Source organism: Mucilaginibacter sp. 21P (assembly GCF_019331605.1).
GTDB lineage: Bacteria > Bacteroidota > Bacteroidia > Sphingobacteriales > Sphingobacteriaceae > Mucilaginibacter > Mucilaginibacter achroorhodeus.
The window spans coordinates 1,358,930-1,384,323 of record NZ_CP063061.1; the positions used below are offsets into that span (position 1 = coordinate 1,358,930).

Here is a 25,394-nt window from a genome sequence, read left to right on the forward strand (position 1 = left end):
ATTACAATAATAGAAAAGGATGCAATCACCATTTGCCAATTTAACGCCGGTTGTAAAAAACCTCATCATTATAAATATCATCTTTTTTATAGCAACATATGCTTTAGCAAAAGTGATTGATATGGAGGCTTTATTCGCTGCGTATTATCCCGCTTCGCCTTCTTTTAAACCCTGGCAGCCCATAACCTACATGTTTATGCATGGCGGGTTATCACACATCTTTTTCAATATGTTTGCCTTGTTCTCTTTTGGGCCATTGCTTGAATATGCTTTAGGTTCTAAAAGATTTTTCAATTACTATTTCATCACCGGCCTGGGCGGCTACGTATTGTACATGGCTGTACAGGCTATACAGATACATGCTATCACAGGCTCGTTCTCTGTACCAAATGCAGGTGTAGAAGCATCTTACTTTCAGTACGGAGGCGGTCAGGAAGCCGCCCAAAAATTATACACGCTGGTGAATATGCCAATGGTTGGTGCATCGGGTTCTATATTTGGTGTATTGGTGGCTTTTGCAATGCTTTACCCAAACCTGGAGATGATGATCATCTTTATACCGATCCCTATAAAAGCCAAATACGTAGTTATCGGTTATGTGGCTATAGAGCTGTTCTCTGGTATAGGCAGGTTTGCAGGCGATAATGTAGCCCACTTTGCACATCTGGGCGGGGCTTTGTTTGGCTTCCTGCTAATTAAGTTATGGAATATAAAGCGCCCCAACAATTTCTATTGATAATGGTTTAATTGTATATAATAGTGGAGTAGGTTATGAGTACGCTTTGGCAGGACATCCAATATAAAATGTTGAAATCGCATAGCAGGTTAAGCCTGCTAATTGGCGTAAACGTTATACTTTTTCTGGCGGTTAACATTGTCTCGGTGATCTGGAAACTTGCCAATAACATGGGCGATGATACGATAATGTACTACACCAATGAGTACTTGCTGTTACCTGCCTCATTACCCAAACTCGCTCACCGCTTTTGGACGCCTTTCACCTACATGTTTATGCATGCGGGTTTTTTTCACATCCTGTTTAACATGCTTTGGCTGTATTGGATGGGGCAGATATTTGAAGAATACCTGGGTAATAAACGCACTATCGGATTATATATCTTCGGCGGCCTCGCAGGCGGTTTACTGTTTGTAGCTGCGTATAACCTGATACCCGGATTTACCAGGATAGACGCTGCGGCTAACGCCACTGTAGTTGGGGCATCAGCCAGCGTTATGGCTATAATCATTGCCACCGCTACGCTGTTGCCCAATTATACCATCCAACTGTTTTTGATCGGTCCGGTTAAATTAAAATGGCTGGCTATATTTTACATTGTGATAGATTTTATAGGCATAGCAGGTGCCAACGCAGGTGGAGAAATTGCTCACCTTGGTGGCGCGCTTATGGGTTTCATTTATATTAAGCAGTTGCAACGTGGTAATGATTGGGTAGGGGGAATCACCAAACTGTTTGCACCTAAGCCTAAACTTAAAGTGGTAAGCACCAATTTTTCAGCAAAAAAAGCTGTTGCCGGCGTACCACATCAGGATGAGATAGACAGGATCTTAGATAAGATATCAGCTACAGGTTACGATAGTTTAAGCAAACAGGAAAAGGAAAGCCTTGATAGCTTAAGCAAGCATTAACAAATGAAGTTTAGAGACAGGAACCTTCCTTTTATTGATAAACTATTTCTTTGGATAAATTACCTGCTTTGCCTGGCTTTGTTGATAAGCTACCTGGCACCGGTAACAGATCCGCGTAAGTTTTGGCCAATAGCTTTCTTTGGGCTTGCTTACCCGCCGTTATTGGTTGGTAACCTGATAATGATAGGGTATTGGTTATTAAGAAGAAGATGGTTTGTTCTTATTTCTGTAATAAGTATCCTCGTTGGCTGGAATGTGCTTGCCAATAATGTAGGTATACGCCTGCCCGCAGGCGAAAGCAGCACGCCTCCGCAGCACCAGCTTAGGATCATGACCTACAATGTGCATGATTTTAAACGTTTTGGCGCCAAAAACGATGTTTCAACAAAGCATGAGATACTCAATCTGATTGGCGAGCAACAGCCTGATGTGATAGGCATGCAGGAGTTTTTTACCAAAAAGAAAGGTATTTATAATATGATAGACTCTTTAAAGCAGGTGATGCGGGCCCAGTATTATTATTTTGAGCCTACCATGACCAGCCAAAGTGAATCTATCGGCTTGGCCATTTTCTCTAAATTTCCAATTAAGGCTTATGGTTTAGTACAACTGTCTGAGAAGAACAGTGGAAACCAATGTATTTATGTAGATATACAGAAAGATAGCACAATATTCAGGATGTACAGCGTTCACTTGCAGTCTATCAAATTTGAGCCCCAGGATTATCAGTATCTTGATAAGTTGTCATCAAAAGGCAAAACAGACATTGGCGCTACAAAAAGGGTGGGCTATAAATTAAAGCTTGCGTTCCAAAAACGGGCCGATCATGTTTTTATCATTAAGAACCACGCTAAACAATGTCCTTATCCATACATCATTTCCGGCGACTTTAATGACACTCCATCTTCATTTGCGGTAAACCAAATGGCGAAAGGATTAAAAAACGCATTCAGGGAAAAAGGTGCAGGATTGGGCCGTACTTATAACGGTGCGTTCCCCAACTATCAGATAGATTATGTGATGGTTAGCCCGCAATTTTCAGTGGCCGAATATAAGATCATCGAGAAGAAATTGTCAGACCATTATCCTTTAAGCACCGTTGTTTCACTAAAATAAAAACAGCCAAATAAACTCAGCGCGTAAAATTGTAAGTTTGCCCTCATGACGGAACAAAAACTGTTTGTTTACAACTCGTTAACACGTACCAAAGAGGAATTTATCCCGCTTAATCCAGGCCACGTTGGCATGTATGTTTGCGGGCCTACTGTATATAGCGATGTGCATTTGGGCAACTGTCGCACATTTATTTCTTTCGATCTTATCTACCGTTATTTATTGCACCTGGGCTATAAGGTGCGTTATGTACGCAATATAACTGATGCTGGTCACCTGGAAGGCGATAGCGATGAAGGCGAAGACAAAGTATCCAAAAAAGCCAAATTAGAACAACTGGAGCCAATGGAGATCGTACAGAAATACACTGTAGATTTTCATAAAGTAATGGAGATATTTAATACCCTGCCGCCAAGCATTGAGCCCACCGCAACCGGCCATATTATTGAGCAGATTGAATTGGTAAAAACCATATTGGATGCAGGTTTTGCCTATGAAGTTGGTGGTTCTGTTTATTTTGATGTAGAGAAATATAGCGAGACCCATGATTACGGCGAACTTAATGGCCGTAAACTGGAAGACCTGCTGAACAATACCCGCACCCTTGGCGGCCAGGATGAAAAACGCGGTAAGCTCGATTTTGCACTTTGGATAAAAGCGAAACCCGAGCACCTGATGCAATGGCCGTCGCCATGGGGAATGGGTTTCCCGGGCTGGCACCTGGAATGTTCTGCAATGAGTAATAAATACCTGGGCCATCAATTTGACATTCACGGTGGTGGTATGGACTTAATGGCTACTCATCATACTAATGAAATTGCGCAAAACATTGCTTGCTGCGGAAAAACGCCTGCGCACTATTGGGTACATACAAACATGCTTACGGTGAACGGGCAAAAAATGTCAAAATCAGTAGGTAACAGTTTTTTACCTTACCAGCTTTTTACCGGTGAGCATGCCTTGCTTAGAAAAGGGTATAGCCCAATGGTGATGCGGTTCTTTTTTATGCAGGCCAGTTATCGCAGTACAGTTGATTTCTCAAACGAGGCAATTGATGCTGCCGAGATCTTTTACAAAAAACTGGCAGAATCAGCTAAAAAACTTGCGGCATTACAGCAACAGAAAATTGGGAATATTGACGAAGAGACCGATAAGACTATCAATGGATTTTGTGATGATTGCTATGCCAGCATGAATGACAATTTTAATTCGCCTAAAACGTTAGAGGCTTTGAACAATCTATCAAAGTGGATCAACTCGTATGCGGCCACTACCCGTAATTCGGGGGAGATACGTACAGAAACTTTTGACAGGTTACGCAAAACTTATAACGCTTTCTTTTTTGATGTGCTGGGTTTAAAGTTAGAAGACACTGAAGGTGGCGATACTGATGAACTAATGCAACTGATAATAAAGCTGCGTAATGAAGCGAAAACAAATAAAGATTACGCTACATCAGATAAAATAAGAGAAGGCCTTAAACAGATCGGGTTTCAGTTAAATGATAGCAAACAAGGCACAACCGACTGGATAAGAATTTAACAAAAATTAAGAAAACAAATTGGCACAGGTGATATTATGTAATCAGTTTTAAATTAATATTAACTTGCCCTATCAAATCTATACTATCTAAGCATGAAAAAATCATTACTGGTTGCATTAATACTTTCCGGAACTGCTCTTGGCGCTGCTGCGCAAGTTAAGGTATCTGTAAACGATGTTGTTGCCGCCGAAGAAAGTTTTAATAAGAGTGTTGCACGTAAAGGCATTAAAGAGGGCTTTTTATCAGTTGCTGATCCTGAAGGGATCGTGTTCAGGCCAAACCTTGTAAAGATATCCGAGTTCTATGGTGCTATTGATAAGCAACCGGGTAAACTCACATCTACACCAAAATTTGCACGCATATCAGCTAATGGCGACCTTGGTGTTACTGCAGGCCCTTATGTTTATCAAAATGGTAAAAGCGATGACGACAAGATCTATGGTGATTACATTTCTGTTTGGCGTAAAGACCTTACAACCGGTGTTTTCAAATTGCTTATCAATGTAGGTGAGCAACACCCGGAACCTGAGCAGGAAGCTACTGTTGACTTTAAAGAGCCTGACTTAACAAAGCAAAAGGCCGCAAGTAAAGACCCGTTTGCGGGTAAGAAGATACTTACCGCAAATGACCAAACCTTAAACCATTCATTAGAATTATCTACACTGGCTGGTTACAAAGAGTTTTTAAGCCCGGAGGCACGTTTTTATTTTCCTGGTTTTGAGCCGGTAACAGGTGTTGACAAGATATTAAAATTTGTTGCCAACGAGGCTATTAATATTACAGCCACAACGGTTAATACAGGCCGCTCAAGCAGTAACGATCTGTCTTACTCTTACGGTACAGCCCGCATTAAAAAAGGCAACATTGTTAATAACTACAATTACGTACGCGTTTGGGAAGCTGATGACAATCATCGTTGGAATCTGTTATTAGAGATATTCTCAACTATCGAATAATAGTTGAATTAAATAACGTCAACAAAAAAGTCCTGATAAAATTATCAGGACTTTTTTGTTGACGTTATTTAAACGCTAAGATTTAGAATAGCTGCTCAATGATGTCATTTGCAGATAAGCCATCGGCTTCGGCATGGTAGCTACGAACTATGCGATGGCTTAAGATAGGTTTGGCTACTGCACGTACATCTTCAATATCAGGAGAGTATTTACCGTTTAAAACAGCATGGCATTTTGCCCCAAGTATCAGAAATTGTGACGCCCGCGGGCCTGCGCCCCAGTTAAGCAGGCGTTTTATTTGTGGTGTGGCCAACTCGCCGTTGGGGCGTGTTTTACCAACCAGTTTCACGGCGTATTCCAGCACATTGTCGCTCACGGGAATGTTCCTTACCAATTGCTGAAAATAAGTTATCTGCTCTGCATTAAGCTTTTTGTTAACACTTGCTTTAACCGTACCTGTGGTGTTTTTAACTACTTCAAGCTCTTCCTTAAATGATGGGTAGCCAAGCGTAACGTTGAACATAAAACGGTCTAATTGCGCTTCAGGCAGTGGATAAGTGCCTTCCTGTTCAATGGGGTTTTGAGTTGCCAACACGAAAAATGGCTTACTTAAAGTATGGGTAATGCCAGCGGCTGTTACCGCTTTTTCCTGCATGGCCTCAAGCAGTGCGGCCTGGGTTTTAGGCGGCGTACGGTTTATCTCATCAGCCAAGATGATGTTAGAAAATACCGGGCCTTTGATAAACTTAAAATTGCGGTCTTCACCCAAAATCTCCGATCCGATAATATCAGATGGCATCAGGTCGGGTGTAAATTGTATGCGTTTAAAATCAAGGTCTAATACCTGTGCTACGGTTTGCACCAGTAAGGTTTTGGCAAGGCCAGGCACACCAACTAAAAGACAATGGCCGTTGCTGAAGATAGAGATGAGCACAAACTTGATCACCTCATCCTGCCCAACTATAACCTTACTTATTTCGGCACGTATTTCCTGATAAGCACTTTTCAATGCATCAGCGGCCTCAACCTCTGAGCGGTATTGCATATTATTTGTTGGTGGTGGCGGTTTTAGCAGGAGTTGCATCAGCCACGCTTGCCGTAGTTTTTGCAGATGCTGCAGGCAGCCATCCTTTCAACACGTCACAGCTCTGATATCCCGGATCTATTTTGATGTAGGTTTCTTTACGGCGTTTTTCAAACCACTGTGCAATAGTGCGATTAAGCTTATCGTTCATGGCTGCATCTTTCAGCTTGGCAAAGTCTTGCTCCATGTTAGCTTTATGAGCATTAACGGCTGATTTAAGGTAAAGTATCTTGTAGCTCTTTTTATTAGTTTGAGGATCAGTAAACAGCTGAGGTTTTGAAATGCTACCCACTTTCATGGTATCAACCACAAGCGCAATTTGCGGATCAAGCTTATCGGTTGGGATAAAAGTTGTACGGGTCTGTACGTTCTCAGCATTCAACATCATACCACCGTTATACTTGGTTTCTTTATCATCCGAGTAAAATGCTGCAGCACTTGAGAAATCCAGTTTCTTCATGGCAAGTAATGATTTGTAAACACTATCTGCAGTACTATGTGCACGATCAAGACTTGCTTCGGTAATGGTAGGAATGATAATGATGTGCCTTGCGTGTACTTGTTCGCCACGGCGTTCTATCACCTGCAAAAAGTGGAAACCAAATTCTGTTTCAAATACAGGCGAAATCTCACCTGCTTTAAGTCTGAAAGCGTTGGCGGTGAATTCTTTGGCCATTTGCTGGCGGTCAAAGAAACCAAGATCGCCACCTTGCTGTGCAGAACCATCTTGTGAATAAATCCTGGCGAGGTTCGCAAAATCTTCGCCCTTTTTAACGCGCTCGCGCAGATCAGTTATTTTTTTACGTGCCGATTCTTTCTCTTCTTTTGAAAGTTTAGGTTGGAAAACGATTTCGCCAACTTCTACTTCCTTATTGTAAGTCGGGATACTGTCTTTAGATATCTTATCAAAATAGTTTTTCACATCTAAAGGCGTAACATTTACCTTTTCAGTGATCTTGGCGCGCATACGCTGGGCCACTAAAGACTCTTTTATATCCGGGCGCATCTCATCTTTGTACTGGATGATAGAACGGCCCAGGAACTGTTCCAATTGCTCCTGCCCGCCAGCGCGTTGTAAAAACGAACGCATACGCCTGTCTACCTCGTTATCTACCTCATCATCTTTTACCTGCACACTATCAATAACCGCCTGTTGTGCCAAAAGCTTTTGGGTAAGCTGGTTTTGCAGTATAAGGCATTTAATGCTTGGGTTTGGCTGCTGGCCGCTAACAATATATTGTGCGTACTGTAGTTCTACGTCAGATTGTAAAACTATACTGCTACCCACAACAGCCGCAATTTTATCAAGCGTGCGTTTTTGCTGTGCATTGGCAACAGTGATAATCAACAGTATATTTAAAAGGGAAAGTCCTAATTTTCTCATGTAATGTTATAAACTAAAAGCGGGAGAGTGGCTCCGTAAGTATGCAAATTTCGGTAAAATTTATCAATATTAATGTATAATTGAACCGTTGTGCGAATATGCTCATAAAGCTTCAACCCAAATAGGTATTTTTGGTTAAAATTTGTTAAAATATGAGAGTTGAGTATCCACAAGCCTACCGCTTTATATTGCAGGAAGATCTGATTCTGCTGCCGCAGGATAGGCTTGCTGTAAGCGATATTACATCAGAGGATAAGGAAGCGCAACTACCGTTATCACCAGATGTCGTTAGCTTAGGCGAGTTCACGGATAATCAAACTCCTAAAGTTTCAGAACAACAAACCACCGCAAACCCTGCCGCGGTTCAAACTATTAAACAAACGGAAAACACCGGATTTAAGTACTTGGGCAGCAATCAAAAACAGTTTTTGATCTTGGTAAACTACGCTAATGAAGAATATATAGCTGCCGGGCACTTAACTGCACTGGAAAGCATACTTGCAAGGAAGGGTTTAACGCTTAAAGATGTAGCGATACAAAATTTAAATAGTATCGCTCCGGTAAAACTTTCCGATTTAGTGAGCCATTACAATCCCACGAGGTTGTTGATCATGGGGGAAGATGCCTTGCCACAAGGAATAGGAAACCTGCCTTTAAATAAACCCGTGCAGGGGAAAAAGATACACGTACTGTACAGTTTTAGCTTTGATGAAATGATGAGCAGTAACGATAATAAGAAAGCTTTTTGGGAACAAATGAAATCGCTTTAATATGCAACAGTTAGTTTTTGCCACCAACAATAAACATAAACTTGAAGAAGTAGCCGCCAAAGTAGGTGATAAGCTGAAACTGGTTACCCTGAATGAAATAGGCTGCCAGGATGATATTGCTGAAACCGGCCATACATTCTACGAAAATGCATCTATTAAGAGCCATTACATATTTGAGCATTACGGACTCAATTGTTTTGGTGACGATAGTGGATTGGAGATAAATGCTTTAAATGGTGGGCCCGGTATATATTCTGCACGTTACGCAGGCAAACATGGCGACCATGATGCCAACAACAGCCTTGTGCTGCAGAAACTATACGGCCAAACAGATCGCAGGGCTCGTTTTCGCTCGGTTATATCGCTGATATGGAACGGTGACGAGCATTTTTTTAAAGGCGTTTTAGAAGGTACCATCAGGCAGGAACTTAGCGGCAACAAAGGTTTCGGTTACGACCCGATATTTGAGCCGGATGGTTACGATATTACCCTTGCCGAGATGACCGTGGACGAAAAGAATGCTATTAGTCACCGCGGGCAGGCTGTGGCTAAATTGGTAGCATTTTTAAAGGAGCAAAACTAAAGCTGCTTTGTAACTACCGTATCCTTCTTAATGTTTTTAGGCGCCAGTGGTGAGGTGTTATCTTCACGCTGCCTGTTTTGTATTGGCGCAGGTACCACGTTTGTAGTGTCGGTGTTTATTCTAACCGGCACCTTTACCTTTACGCTATCGGTGGTGTTATTTGCAGGCACAGTCTGTTTGTTGCTTTTGCCAACCGTTGTTTTTGATTTGCCCGACGTGTTAGTTGCCGGTGCACTCAAAGGTGGTTTATTGCGTAGTGAATCTAATGTCCTGGTTCCTGTTGGCTTAGTACCCAGTTTAGCAACAGCAGGTTTTTTTGATGTTGGATTACGCGCTTCCATCTTACGGCGGTAGGATGGAAGGATAGCTTCTTTTGATGCAGGGCGTTCCTTCGGTTTCCAGATAAAACCTTTTAATACCTTGTCTTCCTCCGTAAATTTCGACAGCGGCCCATAACGGTGTTCCGGCTTTGTCAAGAATACGATGGTTGACGCTTTGTTGTTCTTAAAATGAACCCGCATGCGGCTGCTTACAGATCGCTGCATACCGTCAACTTTTTTTAAACTGTCACGGCTAAAATAGATACTCTCAGCATTGCCTACCACAAACATCCTGTCGAGCTTATCATTCAGAAAATACCCTTTCATGCGCTTGCCCGCAACCTGGTTAAAATGCGTGGAATCGCCTTCTTCTATGTTGACTATAAACGATGACGGATACATGGTTAGGTTATCCATCTTTTTATTTTTCATTTGCACCATTATGGTATCTCCCGATAGCTGTGAGTTTTGCGCCCACAGTATCGGGTTCACATACATGCGTAAGGTAGAATCTGCATAACTGTAGAACATTGAATCGGACTTAGCCTGCAGGTCAGACTTGAACATCTTAGCGTTGTGATAAGCTTTTACGATCCGTATCCTGGCGGTATCTTTTAATGCCAGCGGTGGTGTGTAAAACAGCGGATCCTGATCCAGATCCTCGTCATCATCTCTTGGTGCGCTACCATCGCCGCCTGCTTTCGGCTGCTTTGCGGCAACCTTGCCGTTCGCACTGGTAACACCGTTTTTGCTCGCCGCAACAGATTTATTTTTTGCAGCTTTAGCTGCTGCCGAATCCGCTCTGGCCTTAAGCATAGCAGCAAAGTAATCGCGATGGATTATAAGAGAAGTATCTCTGCGTTGCCATGGCGGCAGATAGATCAAAGTTTTGCTATTGACGGAAGATTTCTTTTTTGCCTTCGCAGTGGTATCACGTACTGGTTTGGCCTGCATAGCCTTGTAATCCTTAAAGGTCACCATCTGCGATTCAAGCGTATCGGCAGAAATAAATACCGAATCACGCTTAATTTTTTGAGGTGGCGCAACGATAGTCTTGTTCTTGGTGGTATCAGCAGCCTTTTGGCCGGACAGCGATTTTACCGACATTGTACCAGCAGGAGGCTTTACTGCTAATAGGTCTGCCTTCTTTACCAAGCTGCCTGCCTGTGTTACAGCCTTTTTTACAATGTTCTTTATACCTGCCGTATCTGATTTTACCGAATCTTGATTTGGAATGGGCAGCGATTTAAGCGGTACACCATTCTTTGGCACGTTGGCGGCTGCGTTTTTAATAATATTGGTTTGCTCCTTTGAAGAAACTTTTGATCCTTTTGCTGGGACTATCTTAACCGGGGTGGTATCTGTTTGGGTAGTGTCTTTCTGCTCTGTTACAATTATCACGTATGGGTCTTGCGTAACAACAACACGTTCCGTAGCGCGGTAGTAATCGGCCAGTTGGCCTTTAAGCGTCATGTTTTGTTTTTTATCCTTAAACACGATGTTTTTTATAGCCCTGCCATATCCCTGTGCCCTATCATAAAATAAGCTGTCGCCGGTAAGGGTCTTGGTATCCTGCTTGTAAAGGTTCTTCTTACCAAAAAAAGCTTGCTCCGTTGCCGTATTGTAAGTGCCGTTCTCCGTATAAAGGGTATCTTTTTTTTGCTTAGTATCGTAAATGTTGGTAGGCCCGTAAAAGAAAGCAATGCGGCTGCCAGTGTTGTACCGCAGCGTGTCGGTCTTTATCAGGGCATCCGGTGTAACTAAAACCACATTGTACCTGAAATATGAATCGCGCGAGTAGGCAAAATAATAGCCGTTTTTGCTGGTAAGCGTATTGTCCTTGTTTATCAGTTTACCACCACCTGTATATGTTCCTATGCGTGTTGCCGTATTATAAGTAAGGTAATTGGTTGTAAGTATTGCATCTTTATCAACCATGCGCACATTATCTGTAAGAATAGCTATTTTGGTGTTGCCGTTGTAATTGAGTTTATCTGAATAGATGTTTAGTGTATCGCCCTGGGTGATATGCACATTGCCAAATGCATCAAAGGCGTTATCCTGTGCGTAGAAGTATCCGCTGTCTGATCGCATGGTAGAAAAATCCTGCGTAAAAACACCCTGGAAAACCTTAACCACATCCTTGCCGTTAATTTTTACTAACTGGCTATTTTTTGACGAGATCAGCTTAACAACAGATTTTTTTTTCTGTGCTGAAACTGTTGAGGTTAGCAGTAAAAGTAGAGCGCTAAGGATGTATTTTATCACGTTGCAAAATTAGTTTTTTGCGGGGCTTATTAAATTAATAATTTTGGCCATGCTGCCGGTTAAACGCTTTATTGATTTTGTTGAACAAAACAGGCTTTTTAAGCCCGCCGATAAAGTGCTCGCAGCAGTAAGCGGAGGCATGGATTCCGTGTTAATGGCGCACCTGCTCAAAGCAGCAAGTTACAATTTTGCCATAGCCCATTGCAACTTTATGCTTCGCGGTGCTGATGCTGATGCCGACCAGCATTTTACCAAACAAATGGCTATTAACCTCGGCGTTCAGTTCCATACCATCAACTTTGATACAGCTCAATATGCTCGCGAGCATAAAGTATCTATCCAGATGGCTGCCCGAGATCTGCGTTACCAATGGTTTGAACAATTGCGCCTGCAACATGGTTTTGATGCCGTTGCACTTGCTCACCATCAAAACGATACGATCGAGACTATATTGTTAAACCTTACCCGGGGTACAGGCATAGCTGGCTTACACGGTATTTTGCCGGTTAATGGCAATCTTGTGCGCCCGTTGCTTTTTCTTTCGCGGGATGAGATACAGACCATAGTAGAGGCCGAAGGTTTAAATTATGTGGAAGATGCTTCCAACGCATCAACAAAGTATGCGCGAAATAAATTAAGGCATAAGGTTATACCTGTTTTAAAGGACCTTAACCCCAACCTTGAGGCAACGTTTGAAAATAACCTGCGTACGTTTAGGGAACTGGAGATGCTGTTGGATAACCAGGTAAATTTGTTGGCCAACGAACTGCTGGTTTCTCATGGGGATAATACAAGCATTTCAATAGAAAAGATTAATCACCTGTCACCAAAACGATTGCTGCTTTTTAAATTGCTGCAGCGCTTTAACTTTACCGAAGGTACGGTTGATGACCTGCTGACCGCATTGCACAAGCATTCCGGACGTAGATTTGAAAGCCCCACACACAACCTTGTAGTGGACAGGCAGGATATCATTATAACTGGGAGGAATGATATGGAGCCTGATGATATTATCTTTAATGAAACAGACCATGAACGAAAATGGGGCAACTACCGCATCAATATTCTCCATGATGATAGCCCTATTATAGTACGTGATAATCCACTGGCTGTTTCTATCGATGCATATAAATTAATTTATCCGCTTAAAATAAGAAGATGGCAGCAAGGTGATACATTCTATCCCCTGGGGATGAAAACGAGGCAAAAGCTAAGCGATTTCCTGATCCAGCAAAAAGTGCCGTTACATGTAAAGAAAACTGTTCCATTATTAATAAACGGAAACGGAGATATTATGTGGATAGGTGGCTACAGGTTAAACGACAAATACAAAGTGAGCGCTTCAACCAAAAAAGTTACTATATTCGAATTGTTTAAAATATGAGTGAAAAAGCCGTTTTTGTAGAAAAGCAATACCTTGGCCGCGAGTGGATACCTATAACCATCAGGCTGGTGCTGGCGCTATTTTGCTTTGCCGCGTATTTTTTTACCGATGAGCGCGAGCGTAATGGCGATCTGCTGGCCATTGTTGGCTTTGTCATTATCATCATATCCATTATCATGGGTTTTCTGTTGCACTTTAGTACTACTGTGAAAAACAAAAGTGTGCTTTTAGATGGCTTATGGTCAACCCGGCGTGTTAAGATAGACCTGAACAGCATTATTAAAGTAGAGAAGGGAACTTACAGTCGTTACCTTTTTAACAACCCGGTTTACAATCTGCACACCAAAGGAACAATTCGTTTTTACGCAGCCGGTAACGATGCCTTACACCTTACAGACAGGGATGGTTTAATCTACATTATCGGTTCGCAACATGCCAACGAATTTTTAAGAGCTATTAAGGCAGAGATGAAAGAAGCCTGATAGGAAATGCTCAATAAACAACAAAGGCAGCCATTAGCTGCCTTTGTTGTTTATGAAAGTTAAATTCAATGCGTTTTGTAGCTGGCGAGATCAGTATAAATATTCCTGAATGAGCTGCGGACGCCAAAAGTTATCATGCCAGTTTTATCGTTAAACTGGCTGTTTTTTTCGTTACGATAGATTCCGCCAAGCTCGAGGCGTAAATTATATTTTGGATTAAGCATGTAGCTTACCTTGCCTTGCAGGTAGATCATGTTAGTGGTTAATCCCTGGCCGATAATGTTGTTATCCTGATGCACAGGTTTTGTATACGGTTGAAAAATATCTTTTCCGTAATTGTCACCATCAACGTCTAACCCATAACGTCCGTAATCTACTTCGCCCATAAGGTTGAAGCGTTTGTAAGAATAATTTAACAATCCAAGTACTTCACGGAAATTAGCACCCCAGGGATGGGCTAATGGTTCGCTGTTAGCAGAGTAATTTAGGATAGATGCTCTTTCGCTAAAAGTATAAGGCCTAACTGTATTGTGTTCTACCAGGTAATTAAGGTTTTTAATTCCAAACAGGTTTGCACCTCTTAAGCCTAACTGATATCCAAATTTATTACGCACACTTCCGGTGTTCTGAAAAAACTCTTTTGCTTGAAATTCATCAAGGGAGAATTGGCCGTAGGCTGTTACGCCATCGGTAATTTTGTATTTTGAAGTAAATCCAATAAGTGCATTATCAGGTGAGCCGTTTGCAGCTTCAACCGGGCGAAGGAAAATGATCGGATTAATATAATTAAAATCAAACCCGTGTTTATGCCCCTCGTCATCAACATCACCCCAAATAACAGAATCAAAGAAACCGATAGATAAACGTTTACTGATATTCCAGTCTAAATAATGGAAAACGCCCCATTTGGCACGGTCGGTAAACTGATCGCTTGTACTTGCCGGGTCATCAAAACGTGCCCACATAGCCATGTAAGTTACGTTGCCCAAATTTCCAGTTAATTTCAGGAAGGGGTAGGGTGAGGCGTAATCAGACAGAAGCAATGAGCGGTAGCCGTCACCTATAAAAGTTTTATCGCGCCCGGCGGTGATGTTTAAGTATTTATTAGGCGTGTAAGATGCAATTGCAGTTATGTAGTCCCAACCGTAAGCTCGATGGTTGTTGTTAAATGTGCCTGCGTAAGCCATACCAGGCATTATACCTACCTGCCGCACATATGTTGAGATATAGTCTGGTACCTCAGCACGGTTAAGATAACCGGTAACATTATAGAAAAATTTATCACTTACGGTACCGCCAACCTGCAGGCCTAAAGAACTTTGCCACAGATTTTGTTTTTGGGCAAAATCTCGCCCGATAACAAAATCAGGTAAAAGATCAGCATAAAATGTAGAGTTTTGGCCTTTTACATCTATTTGATGCTCATTAAAGAGCTTCCTTAAAAAAACGTTGTCATACTTTCCTGTACCATAATTCATGATAGAATCATATCTGCGTCGCAGTAATGAATCGGTTATAAAATAGGACTGTACAGCCGAATGTATCCTTGTTTTAGTAGAGTAGATATCCGCATCAAACTTCTGATAGAATTGGTAGGAATAAGGTTGGTAAACCGCCTGAGCGCGTGCTACCCCGGCCGCAGCCAACAACAAGCTGATGCTGATAAATATTTTTTTCATAGAAAAGTCTTACTATTCAAAGTAATTTAAAGTTTTGAAGCCGCCATTCTTCATGTATTCATCTTTTTTGGCGAGATGCAGGTCTGACTGCACCATATCTGTAACCAAGGCCTGGAGGTCATATGTTAATTCCCAGCCTAATTCATTTTTAGCGTTTGAAGGATCACCTATAAGCAGGTCGACCTCAGTTGGGCGGAAATATTTTGAATCAACCCTTACAATGGTTTGCCCAAATTTAAGAGCATCGGTATTAAGACCAAGCGAGATTGCTTTATCTTGATCAATATCAATTATAACGCCTTTCTCATTCTCGTCTTTTCCGCTAAATTCAATCTCTATACCCAATTCGCCAAATGCCATTCTTATAAAATCGCGAACGGTTGTGGTAATACCGGTTGCAATAACATAATCCTGCGGTTCATCCTGCTGCAACATCAGCCACATGGCTACAATGTAATCTTTAGCGTGGCCCCAGTCGCGCCTGGCATCAAGGTTGCCCATATACATGCAATCCTGCAGGCCCAAACTTATTTTTGCAACAGCGCGGGTGATCTTGCGGGTAACAAAAGTTTCCCCACGTATAGGGCTCTCATGATTGAACAGGATGCCATTACAAGCATACATGTTATACGCCTCGCGATAGTTTACAATTATCCAGTAGCCATATAGCTTAGCAACCGCATAAGGGGATCGCGGGTAAAAAGGCGTGGTCTCGCTCTGCGGCACGTGTTGCACCAAGCCATAAAGTTCTGATGTTGATGCCTGATAAAGCCTTGTTTTATCAGTTAAACCTAATAAACGTATAGCTTCCAATATACGCAATACGCCAATGCCATCGGCGTTGGCAGTATACTCGGGCGAGTCAAAGCTCACTTTAACGTGGCTTTGCGCACCCAAATTATATATCTCATCGGGCTGAATTTCCTGTATCAGCCTGGTTAAGTTCATAGAATCAGTTAGGTCACCGTAATGCAGAAAAAATCGTGCACCGTTCTCATGCGGATCATGATAAAGGTGGTCTATCCTATCTGTGTTAAAAGATGATGCACGGCGTTTAACGCCATGTACCTCATATCCTTTTTTTAGTAAAAATTCAGCTAAGTAGGCACCATCTTGTCCTGTTATGCCGGTTATCAAAGCTTTTTTCATTTACAAACTTTAGAAAGTGCAATATTATTAAATTAATTGTAAAAGCTTGTAAAAACCAGCAGTGGATGGTAGTGCTTAAAGATGTTCTACGGCTTCTTCCAGTTCGCGATACCATTCTTCGCCGTATTTGCGGGTAAGCGGCCCCTTTAAAAATTCATGCACGCGTACCTTCAGCTCATCGCCAAAGGTGCAGGCAGGGCTGCAAATACTCCAGCGGTCGTAATTTAAAACATCAAACTCAGGGTATGCCGTAATGCGGATGGGATATAAATGGCAGGAAATAGGTTTTTGCCAATCAATATCGCCGGCTTCGTAAGCTTTCTCAATAGCGCATTTAGTAATCCCGTTCTCCCAGGTAACGTAGGCGCACTCTTTATTGGTATCAACACAAGGCGTGGTGTAATCGCCTTCAAAATCAGTTACGTGGGTACCTATTGCTTCAATGGTAGCAATGCCCTTGCTTGTCATGTATGGCTTTACTTTAGGATAAATATCCTTGAGTATTTGCAATTCATTATGGTTAAGTGGGGCACCAGAATCGCCTTCAAGGCAGCAGGCACCTTTGCATTTATTTAGGTTGCAAACAAAGTTATTTGATACTACATCTTCATGCACCAGCACGCTGCCAACTTCTATCATCATAAAATATTATTTTTTTACAGGATTAAGCGGATATTTTAAGCCGCTTGCCTGTGTGAGATCCATGGTTAAGCTACCTACAACTATCTCAACGTTGGCCTTAACCGGGATACGGTTCTTATCATCAGTGATCCACAAATATAGCTTACTGTTCTTTTTAAATATACGCCCGGGAATTATTGTAGGGCTAAATTTTAAACAGTTGAAGGTGCCAAGGTTGCATTTAGTCTGTTCCTTGCCAAGGTAAGTGATGGTAAGTGGGTGAATGCCATCCTCCAGGAAATATCTAAGGGTTAAAACATCGCCTACTTTTAATCCTGTTATATCAATGTTTCGCGCGTAGTAGTAGCACGATAGGAAATCGAACACATCTCCTTTAAAAGGGAATTGCCCCTTATCGGCAGTTATGATATTCTTTTGCCTGTCAAAAGTTACTTTATCAGTGTGGCGGTACTTGGCCTCTTTTCTGTTTTCCCAGTAATAATACGGAAGTAGGGTGGCAGGATCTATATAACTGTGGTACTCGTTTCTTACATTAAACAAAAAGTTAAATGTGCCCAGGGTTTTGGCTTGTGCGTTGATATGTAAAACTGGCCGCCCCTCAAACTTTAGCGGACTATCTTCAACCTTAATAACCGTTTCTGCAGCACTTAAAAAACCGTATCGCAATTTGTAGGTTATCTGCTCTCCCGCTTTAAAGGCTACCTCTTTTGTTTTGGTAACCTGCTCTTGCGCCCACGCGCCCGCTGTATTGCATAGTATTAATAACAGGGCGCTTATAAATTTCTTCATTTAATCGTTTTAGACGCAGTTAGCATGCTACGGTTTAATCCCGGCGCTTGTAGATGGGCACTGTTGAACATGGTTCGCCAAACATCAGGCTTTTAACAACGAGTGTTAATTTCTGCGTCAATTCAACATACGCCGACACAGGTACTGGCACGTCACCACAGCCTTTTATTACAATGCGCTGATCGCGATATTGTTCAACATCCAAGTCTTTCACTGCCTTTACAAATAGCACCGTTTCTAAAACATCTGCATCACCAAATACAACTTCTTTTGCGTAAGGTGCCATTTTGTTGGCTAACAGCATGTAAGCCCAGGCAGGTACTATAGCATCTGCAGTACAGGTTACGGCCACATACTTATCCTGGTATTGTGCCCAATCATGGCTCTTCACAAACTCACGGAAATCTTTTTCCCTAAGGATGAGCCCGTGGAACAGATTTTCTTTAATATCATAAACCACCCGCTCGCCTGCAACATAAAATTGCGCAGGATCTAAGGTGACCAAACCGCTTTGCGCAACTTTATTGATGATATTTTCCTGTATTTCCATATCTGATAGTACCTGTTCTAAATAAAAAATCCGGCAGAGCTATAACGCAGCTGCCGGATGTAAAATTACTTTATTTTATGTTACAAGAACTTAGCTCTGTTATCTTTTACATTAGCCTTATCTTTTAAGGCATCAAGTAAAGAACCGGGGGTGCGCTGTGCCAATACCTGGCTCAGCTGTTGTTTCTCTCTTACAGTGTTAGTTAGCGGCGCAGGGTTTACAAAGCTTTCTACCGTGTAAACATACACGCCGCTTTGGCCTTTAATTGGCGCTGATAATTTATTTGGCTGCGAACCGAAGATAGAGCCTACAAGCAGATACTCTGCTGATGAACCTGGTAACACAGGGTTAGCAAATACGATATTTTGAACAGGAGTTACTTTGCTGCCTGCTTTTTGAGCAACCTGGTCAATACTGGTTGATCCATTTAATGCAGACTGGAATTTCTCTGCCAATTGTTTGCCTTTAACATCAAGCAATACAGCCGGCTCAATTTGTTTTTTAATAGCGTCTAAAGGTAAAACACCTTGTGGCTTAATATTGCTTAAACGGGTAACAACATATTGATCGCCTACGGCGAACACCTGGTCACCAATGGCGCCTTTATCTGCACCAAAAGCCCATTTAACTATCGGTCTTGCGTTATCAAGGCCTGCTAAACTTGACGCAACACCGGTTACATCGTCAGAAGTTTTAACAGCTAATCCTGCTTTTTTAGCTTGCGCAGTAAAGTTATCTGAGTTAACTGTAGCCAAAAATTGCTGCGCTTTTGCGTAAGCTGCGTTTTGAGTTTCGCTGCTTGGCGTAAGCGACTTATCTATAACAGCAACTTTAACTACTTTAGATGAGCCTTTTTGGCTTTCTATTTGCAAAAGGTGCACACCAAATTGAGATTTAACAACTTTAAGGTCTCCGGCTTTGCCATCAAAAGCCGCATCCTCGAAAGCAGGGATCATGGCACCACGGCCAAATGTGCCAAGGTCGCCACCTTTAACAGCAGAGTTTTTATCGATTGAGTAAGTCTTAGCCAGTTCGTCAAATGATTTTCCGCCCTGGATCAATTTTTTCAACGAATCTGCCTTTGCAACAGCTTTATCCATACCGCCTTCAGTTGCAGGATTTAGTAAGATGTGACGCGCTTTAACTGAGTCCGGTCCAACTTTAGTATCAATTAGTTTGGCTATTTTATATTTGCCGCCGGCAAGGTATGGTCCGTAAACGGTACCTTTTGCTGCATTGAACATCGTAGAATCAAGCGTTGGGTCTAATTGGCCTTTCTTTGCATATACTAACGGTGTTTTTGTTTCAGCATTGATCTGTACAAATAATGAATCGTTAGGAGCTGATTTGAATGATGCAGCTAATTTCTCTACCTGATCTTTGATAGCTGCACTATCTTGTTTAGATGGGGCTGCATTAAAGCTTACGAACTCAAAGCTGCGGGTTTCTTCAGGGTTTTTAAACTGGCCTTTGTGCTCATTGTAGTAAGTGCTATAATCGTCATCAGTAAGCTTAATTTTGCTATCCGGTAAGGAAGCATAATCAAGTACAGTGTACTTGAAGTTAGCCAGCTTGTTCTTATCAGTGTAATCGTCTTGTGCCTCAAGCGAGTTTACATACAGGCCATTGCTTACCAGTGCAACGTATTTTTGTTGTCTTTTAGAATCGATAACGTTTTTAACAAAGTTGCCCCATCTTTCAAACTCGGCAGCAGGCACTTTGCCTGAGTTGATATAAGAAAGAAACTGGTTAAGTTTACCTTTGTCGAATTTGCCGGTTTCGTCAGTAAATTGGCTTTGTATCTGCTGGTCAGGATTGTTGCCGCTTATCATTGATGCGGTTTCGGCCTCACCAACAACTAAACCTAATTTATCGATCTCCTTTTTCAAAAGGATGCCGGTAAGTAATTGGTTCCAGGTTGTATTTTGAATGTAGTCGGTAACCTGTGGGGTTAGCGGCTGATTATATTGCTGCCTAAACTGATCTGTACTTGCTTCAATACGTTGGCTAAAATCTTTGTAGTCAATCTTTTCGCCATTTACTTCGGCAACAGTGGTTGCGTCACCTCTAAAAAAAGAACTGCCGCTGTGTACAACTTCACTTCCAATAAAGGCTAAAAGCGCCAATCCAATAACAAATGCGAGAATTTTTCCCATCCTGTCTCGCAGGTAACTCATGATACCCATACAACTATTCTATATAATTTTTTTCTTAAAAGAGGCGCAAGATACAATTTTTACTAAACTTTTATGATACAAAAGTTTGCGTAATAATTTGCTCTTTTTATTGAGCTTCTTCGCCGTTTACGTGGATAACAGCGGTGGCATTTTGGAAGACCGGATTTTTAAGCCCAATGCTTTCAAAACTTGTACCCTCCATTTGGTCGCCAGTAGGCTTAGTCATCAAAACCTTTTTGTTGGAGTATATTTTATTGGTCTTACGGTCCCAGATCAATTCTTCCGATTGATATTTGGTACCCTCGTCATTTATCGCAACTACGTTGTGTTTAAATTTCGCCATTTCTTTGGCGTCGTAGTAGTAACCGGTATCAGCAGTTACCGTACCTTCCGGGTTTGTGGTGCCATTGAAAAGCAAAACCTTTACACCTTTAGGCATAAACTTATGTGCTGTGCTGTCCTTAGTATCGTATTCGTAAAGTAGCGGAGTAAGTAAGCGTGCCTTTAGGACAGAAGAATCGTTCAGGATCATATCAACACCCGTAGTTCGCTGTATGGGCTTTGTGGCATCAGCAGCTGCAATTGCGCGCACTTTGTTCAGGTCGTTCTCACAAGCGCTTATGAATAAGCCAATGATCACAACAGGTGTATACAGCAAACAGTTTTTTAGTCCGCCTGGCATTACCCTAAATTAATCAAACCTGTATTTCTGGAACCACTTATCGTTAAGTGTAAACGATAGATGGATATTAACATAGTTTTCTCTGATCAAACCGTTAACGAGTGTTCCGCGTCTGCCAACTTCAGCACCCACGTTGATCTTATAAAAACTGCTATTGTTAGCCCTTAAAGGAAGCCCAAGGCCTGCGGTAACGGCATAGCGTTTTATATCAGTATCGTTTATTTTCATGTACGTTTGGTCGTAAATAAAGCCTAAACGGTAATCTACCGATGCAAAATAATTATTTAACGAGTTTGAATTTGGTGTAATCTGGCCGCCAACGTTCAGCGTACGGCTATCCTGCAAACCACTGTTCACGCCGGCAATGGTTAGTTTTGACCAATTGCTCATCGAGTAATCAGCTCCGATCAAATACTTGCCATCATATTGGTAAGAAACGCCAAAGCGGTTGATGTTAGGTAACCTGATCTTTGCAGCGGCTTGCTGATTGTTAACAGAAGTATCAGTTGCCACTCCCTCGTCACCATTTGCACTGCGGAAATAACTGCTTACAATATAACTGCGCTGGCTGTTAAGATTAGTAGAGGCCGCGCCCGAGTATCCAAAGGTTAAGTGCCTGCGTGCCGAGAAGTTGAAAGCGTATTGCAAACCGTACTCATAGTTCCAGCCTTTAATACTGTTGCTTTCCTCGATGCGCGAATTATGAACGCCCGCTAAATTTGGTATCTCAGTTGATTGTGATTCTTTAAGATTACCAAATATGTAAGATGCATTTGCACCAATTGAAAGATTCTTGCCTATTTTAAAACCATAACCAACGTGGAAACGGGTAAGGCCGCCATCGCCGTTGTAGATATAGTTAACAGCATTGGTATCAACTGCATTACCTGTACCCAGATTTGAAGCGACTGACCTGTAGCTGTAACCTAACTCGCTATAAGGCATTAAGCCAAAGCTAAGAGCAGAATTTGCTGTAACCGGTATAGCAAATGCAACGTGGCTCAGCCTAAAGTTGGAATTGATTTGTGATGGAGAGCCGTTTTTTTCGAGCGTGTTAAAACTGCCGTAAAGACCTATATCAATGGTAGTAAGGTTTACATAAGCGTAAGACGCCGGATTGATGATGTTAACGTTGTTGAAACCGCTTATACGGTTTGTTGCAACACCAATACCACCCATAGCAAGATTTTGCGGTAATAACGCAGGATTGATATCACCCAGGCCATAACGAGAATATGGAGAGCTGGTAGTGGCTGTACTTTGCGCCTTTACGCTAAGTGTTGCTGTGCTAAGTAAAAATAGTGCCGGTAATAACCTTAAATATTTAGTCATTATGCTTGTTTATCGCTGCGTTTAATCCTTTAAGAACCAGGTACGGTTCAATTTTAACATAGGGGGCAAAGATGCTATTTTTCAATAGAGTATCAAAAAAAATACTGTCGCCCCCGTGCAGTATAATGTTGTACCCGGCACCTTGTTTTATATACTCAGATATGAAGCCTTGCAGCTCATATTTTATTCCATTTTGTATGCCTGACCGTATGGCCGAGGCGGTGTCTTCGCCGTAGGTTGCATCAAATTTTTCATCCGCAGTTAATAGGGGCAAAGCAGCTGTATAATAGTTAACCGCTTTATAACGCATATTTAAGCCTGGTGATATACTGCCGCCAAAATAATTTGCTGCTGTATCAACAAAATCGTAAGTGATGCAAGTGCCGCCGCCTATGATGATGTTGTTATGCGAAGGATATAAATAATGCGCCCCAATTACAGCGGCCCACCTGTCGGCACCAAGTGTTTGAGGTGTTTTATAGTGATTGTTGATGCCGGCAGTTATCTGGCTGTTAAACTTTGTAATGTTAAACTTATCGGCCAAAATGCTTTGCCATGCATCTTTAGTTTGTTTTACTGATGAAATGATAACATTTGCAAAACTGCGCCCGGCAATAATAGCGTCAATGTCACTTAAATCAACGTGTTCATATTGCTTAGCCTTTATCAGATCGTCGTTTTCAAAAACAGCGATCTTTGTGAAGGTGTTGCCAATATCAACGGCCAGGTTAAACATTAAGCGTTAGCCAATGACAAAATCGACTCAAATATAGCTAAGCCATCCTGGTTGCCCACCAAACTTTCAGAAGCACGCTCCGGGTGTGGCATAAAGCCGAACACGTTACGCTCTTTATTGGTGACACCTGCAATGTTCTCTAATGAACCGTTAGGGTTGCTTTCGTCGGTAATGTTTCCGGCCTCATCGCAATAGCGGAACAACACCTGATCGTTGTCATTAATGCTTTTCAACACGTCAGCGTCAGCAAAATAATTTCCTTCGCCATGCGCTAAAGGTATTTTGAGTGCTCGTTGCGGGTCGATGCCGCGTGTAACCATTGAATTTTGGGTTTGTGCCCTCATGTAAATGTTGCGGCAAATAAACTTGCGGTTCTTATTGTGCAACAATGCTCCCGGTACCAGGCCGGCCTCTGCCAATATCTGGAAACCATTGCAAATGCCCATTACTTTACCACCTTTTGCAGCAAACTGGATAACCTCTTGCATAATAGGGGAGAAACGTGCGATAGCGCCGGAACGAAGGTAATCGCCAAAAGAAAAACCACCCGGTAAAACAATGAAGTCGGCACCTTGCAGGTCATGGTCTTTGTGCCATAAACGTACCACTTGCTGGCCCATTACGTTCTGCAGAACGTGAATGATATCTTCATCACAGTTTGATCCGGGGAAAATTACTACACCAAATTTCATGTTACAAAGCTAACATAACCGCTGAAATTTGGACGAATGTAATAGTTAAAAAGTGTTAAACTGGAAATATATGATGCTGATAAGCAGCAGTAAATAAAGGCTTTCATAAAACCATTTCCGGCTGGCGTTTACAAAATAGTATGCCAGAAACACAGACGCAGGCACTGCACATAGTATGAAATGCGTTAAACTGAACCGGCTTTTTACATAAAATGATAACCCGCCAATTACAAATATTACCAGTAACAACTGAAAAGATTTGCGCACCTGTACGTAGCTTTTGTAGTAATTTTTCTGGAAATAAAAGAAGAACAGACCTATGATAACAATCACCGGCACCAGCACCAGGTAGTTTAAATATTTTATGTTGATGCTGTTTGGAAATTTAGTGCCAAGCGGCGCCCATATCTGGTAAAAGCTGCCCAAGCGGTTATTCAGATAATAAAATACAGCGAAGAAGAAAAATACGGTAGCATAACCAAGTACACCTGAGATCCATTCGCGCCAGTTAAATGGTTTAAAAATGATAAGGCCTATCCAAATGGCCAAAAACAGGTATACGTAAGGTAAATAGATAACCGTACCAATCGCTACGATCATTCCCAGATCATAAGCTGTAGATTTTGCATCTTCTCCTTTATAAAAACTGAATAGCTTAAACAGCATCCATATGAGCAGGAAGTTGCATAGTAATGGTGCACTCAATATTAAAAACTGCGGAAACAATGCCGTAACCGTAACATACATTAATGATGGCAAAAAAGTTGATCTGCCAAGTAAGTTGTACTTATTAACCAGGAAATTTAACAGTACAGCTTGGCTTAATATCAGCAAGCCTGCAATGAAAACGTTTTCAAAAGGGGAAAATGCGTACTCATAACCAACGGGTAGCAGCAGCCTTGCAAAAGGCTCAACAGAAATAAACTGCAGTTTATCAGGGGCCTCAGCGATGTAGCCGATACGAAAAATAAACACCAGGATAGCCAGCCAAAGAACATTAAGTGGATTAAAGGACTTAAAAATATTGATCATAGCGTTACCTGCAGCGCGGTAAAATTAACAGAAAATATTAGAGTATAGGGAATGTATAGGTGTAAAACAGATCCTATCTGACTTTAATGAGCAAAACTAAATCTATCCCAGTGTTTCATTAGGAAAGGTATCAGTGTATGCGAAGCTTGTGGATGTAGTTTTTCTTTTTCCGCAACAGAAAAAGTACCAAAAAGAAAACTCGCGGCCTTCGCAAAATGCTTTAAAGTTTCTGCTAAAGCAATGCCTGTGCTTGCCGCCTTTTGCGAAGGCCGCATAGGTTCGGTTGCGTTGGGTTCGTCACGATATTTATATTCTTTTTTATCTCCTTGTCAGCAAAAAAGCTTCGGGCGAAAGCGGGCAGAACAATAGCGGCCTTGGGCGTTGGCAGGGGCATAGCGAT

24 protein-coding genes are annotated in these 25,394 nt (G+C 41.9%); 9 read left to right on the forward strand and 15 right to left on the reverse strand.

Features of this window, described 5'->3' with window-relative positions; all coding sequences use genetic code 11:
* Positions 1-19: 19 nt before the first annotated feature.
* From INP83_RS05990 to INP83_RS06010, 5 genes are all read left to right on the forward strand, one after another.
* On the forward strand, positions 20-736 hold the full coding sequence (locus INP83_RS05990) for a rhomboid family intramembrane serine protease (protein ID WP_219126687.1): 717 nt from the start codon (positions 20-22) through the stop codon (positions 734-736).
* Positions 737-771: 35 nt separating this feature from the next.
* Positions 772-1,647: a rhomboid family intramembrane serine protease gene (locus INP83_RS05995; protein ID WP_219126688.1), complete on the forward strand. Its 876-nt coding sequence runs from the start codon at positions 772-774 to the stop codon at positions 1,645-1,647.
* 3 nt (positions 1,648-1,650) lie between these two features.
* Positions 1,651-2,763, forward strand: coding sequence for an endonuclease/exonuclease/phosphatase family protein (locus INP83_RS06000; RefSeq protein ID WP_219126689.1), 1,113 nt, complete (start codon positions 1,651-1,653; stop codon positions 2,761-2,763).
* 45 nt (positions 2,764-2,808) lie between these two features.
* Positions 2,809-4,302 (forward strand): cysteine--tRNA ligase, encoded by a 1,494-nt coding sequence (gene cysS, locus INP83_RS06005; protein WP_219126690.1) that lies wholly within the window; start codon positions 2,809-2,811, stop codon positions 4,300-4,302.
* A 93-nt stretch (positions 4,303-4,395) separates the two neighbouring features.
* Entirely contained in the window at positions 4,396-5,259 is an 864-nt protein-coding gene (locus INP83_RS06010; RefSeq protein ID WP_146269054.1) for a hypothetical protein, read from the forward strand.
* 82 nt (positions 5,260-5,341) lie between these two features.
* Here INP83_RS06010 and INP83_RS06015 read toward each other — a convergent pair whose 3' ends face one another.
* On the reverse strand, positions 5,342-6,304 hold the full coding sequence (locus INP83_RS06015; protein WP_219126691.1) for a MoxR family ATPase: 963 nt from the start codon (positions 6,302-6,304) through the stop codon (positions 5,342-5,344).
* 1 nt (position 6,305) lies between these two features.
* Positions 6,306-7,727, reverse strand: a complete 1,422-nt coding sequence (locus INP83_RS06020; protein WP_219126692.1) for a peptidylprolyl isomerase — start codon at positions 7,725-7,727, stop codon at positions 6,306-6,308.
* 152 nt (positions 7,728-7,879) lie between these two features.
* Here INP83_RS06020 and INP83_RS06025 point away from each other — a divergent pair, with 152 nt between their 5' ends.
* Positions 7,880-8,497, forward strand: coding sequence for a hypothetical protein (locus INP83_RS06025; protein WP_219126693.1), 618 nt, complete (start codon positions 7,880-7,882; stop codon positions 8,495-8,497).
* A gap of 1 nt (position 8,498) precedes the next feature.
* Positions 8,499-9,080: an RdgB/HAM1 family non-canonical purine NTP pyrophosphatase gene (gene rdgB / locus INP83_RS06030; RefSeq protein WP_219126694.1), complete on the forward strand. Its 582-nt coding sequence runs from the start codon at positions 8,499-8,501 to the stop codon at positions 9,078-9,080.
* Here rdgB and INP83_RS06035 read toward each other — a convergent pair.
* A complete protein-coding gene (locus tag INP83_RS06035; RefSeq protein WP_219126695.1) occupies positions 9,077-11,668 on the reverse strand; it encodes an OstA-like protein in 2,592 nt (863 codons plus the stop codon). The genes rdgB and INP83_RS06035 overlap by 4 nt on opposite strands.
* 49 nt (positions 11,669-11,717) lie before the next feature.
* Here INP83_RS06035 and tilS point away from each other — a divergent pair, with 49 nt between their 5' ends.
* Both tilS and INP83_RS06045 read left to right on the forward strand, forming a co-directional pair.
* Positions 11,718-13,052: a tRNA lysidine(34) synthetase TilS gene (gene tilS, locus INP83_RS06040; RefSeq protein ID WP_219126696.1), complete on the forward strand. Its 1,335-nt coding sequence runs from the start codon at positions 11,718-11,720 to the stop codon at positions 13,050-13,052.
* Positions 13,049-13,534: a hypothetical protein gene (locus INP83_RS06045; protein WP_219126697.1), complete on the forward strand. Its 486-nt coding sequence runs from the start codon at positions 13,049-13,051 to the stop codon at positions 13,532-13,534. Before tilS ends, INP83_RS06045 begins: the two co-directional genes overlap by 4 nt.
* Positions 13,535-13,599: 65 nt before the next feature.
* Here the strand turns inward: INP83_RS06045 and INP83_RS06050 are convergent, their stop codons facing one another.
* The 12 genes from INP83_RS06050 to INP83_RS06105 form a co-directional block, all read right to left on the reverse strand.
* Positions 13,600-15,213, reverse strand: coding sequence for a capsule assembly Wzi family protein (locus INP83_RS06050; protein WP_219126698.1), 1,614 nt, complete (start codon positions 15,211-15,213; stop codon positions 13,600-13,602).
* A 12-nt stretch (positions 15,214-15,225) separates the two neighbouring features.
* Positions 15,226-16,362 (reverse strand): GDP-mannose 4,6-dehydratase, encoded by a 1,137-nt coding sequence (gene gmd, locus INP83_RS06055; RefSeq protein ID WP_219126699.1) that lies wholly within the window; start codon positions 16,360-16,362, stop codon positions 15,226-15,228.
* A 75-nt stretch (positions 16,363-16,437) separates the two neighbouring features.
* Complete coding sequence (locus tag INP83_RS06060) at positions 16,438-17,001, reverse strand: DUF3109 family protein (protein ID WP_219127583.1); 564 nt, start codon at positions 16,999-17,001, stop codon at positions 16,438-16,440.
* Between the two features lie 9 nt (positions 17,002-17,010).
* Positions 17,011-17,793, reverse strand: coding sequence for a DUF3108 domain-containing protein (locus INP83_RS06065; protein ID WP_219126700.1), 783 nt, complete (start codon positions 17,791-17,793; stop codon positions 17,011-17,013).
* Positions 17,794-17,827: 34 nt separating this feature from the next.
* Complete coding sequence (locus INP83_RS06070; protein WP_219126701.1) at positions 17,828-18,343, reverse strand: DUF2480 family protein; 516 nt, start codon at positions 18,341-18,343, stop codon at positions 17,828-17,830.
* Between the two features lie 80 nt (positions 18,344-18,423).
* The gene (locus tag INP83_RS06075) at positions 18,424-20,529 is read right to left on the reverse strand and encodes a peptidylprolyl isomerase (protein WP_219126702.1); all 2,106 of its coding nucleotides are present in this window, start codon (positions 20,527-20,529) and stop codon (positions 18,424-18,426) included.
* Positions 20,530-20,626: 97 nt separating this feature from the next.
* On the reverse strand, positions 20,627-21,202 hold the full coding sequence (lptC, locus tag INP83_RS06080) for an LPS export ABC transporter periplasmic protein LptC (protein ID WP_219126703.1): 576 nt from the start codon (positions 21,200-21,202) through the stop codon (positions 20,627-20,629).
* A 9-nt stretch (positions 21,203-21,211) separates the two neighbouring features.
* The gene (locus INP83_RS06085; protein WP_219126704.1) at positions 21,212-22,534 is read right to left on the reverse strand and encodes a hypothetical protein; all 1,323 of its coding nucleotides are present in this window, start codon (positions 22,532-22,534) and stop codon (positions 21,212-21,214) included.
* Positions 22,527-23,270 (reverse strand): type III pantothenate kinase, encoded by a 744-nt coding sequence (locus INP83_RS06090; protein ID WP_219126705.1) that lies wholly within the window; start codon positions 23,268-23,270, stop codon positions 22,527-22,529. The genes INP83_RS06085 and INP83_RS06090 overlap by 8 nt, the downstream gene beginning before the upstream one ends.
* A complete protein-coding gene (purQ, locus tag INP83_RS06095) occupies positions 23,270-23,962 on the reverse strand; it encodes a phosphoribosylformylglycinamidine synthase subunit PurQ (RefSeq protein WP_146269038.1) in 693 nt (230 codons plus the stop codon). The genes INP83_RS06090 and purQ overlap by 1 nt, the downstream gene beginning before the upstream one ends.
* Positions 23,963-24,007: 45 nt before the next feature.
* Positions 24,008-24,994: a DUF6427 family protein gene (locus INP83_RS06100; protein ID WP_219126706.1), complete on the reverse strand. Its 987-nt coding sequence runs from the start codon at positions 24,992-24,994 to the stop codon at positions 24,008-24,010.
* 83 nt (positions 24,995-25,077) lie between these two features.
* Entirely contained in the window at positions 25,078-25,269 is a 192-nt protein-coding gene (locus tag INP83_RS06105; RefSeq protein ID WP_219126707.1) for a hypothetical protein, read from the reverse strand.
* Positions 25,270-25,394: the final 125 nt, after the last annotated feature.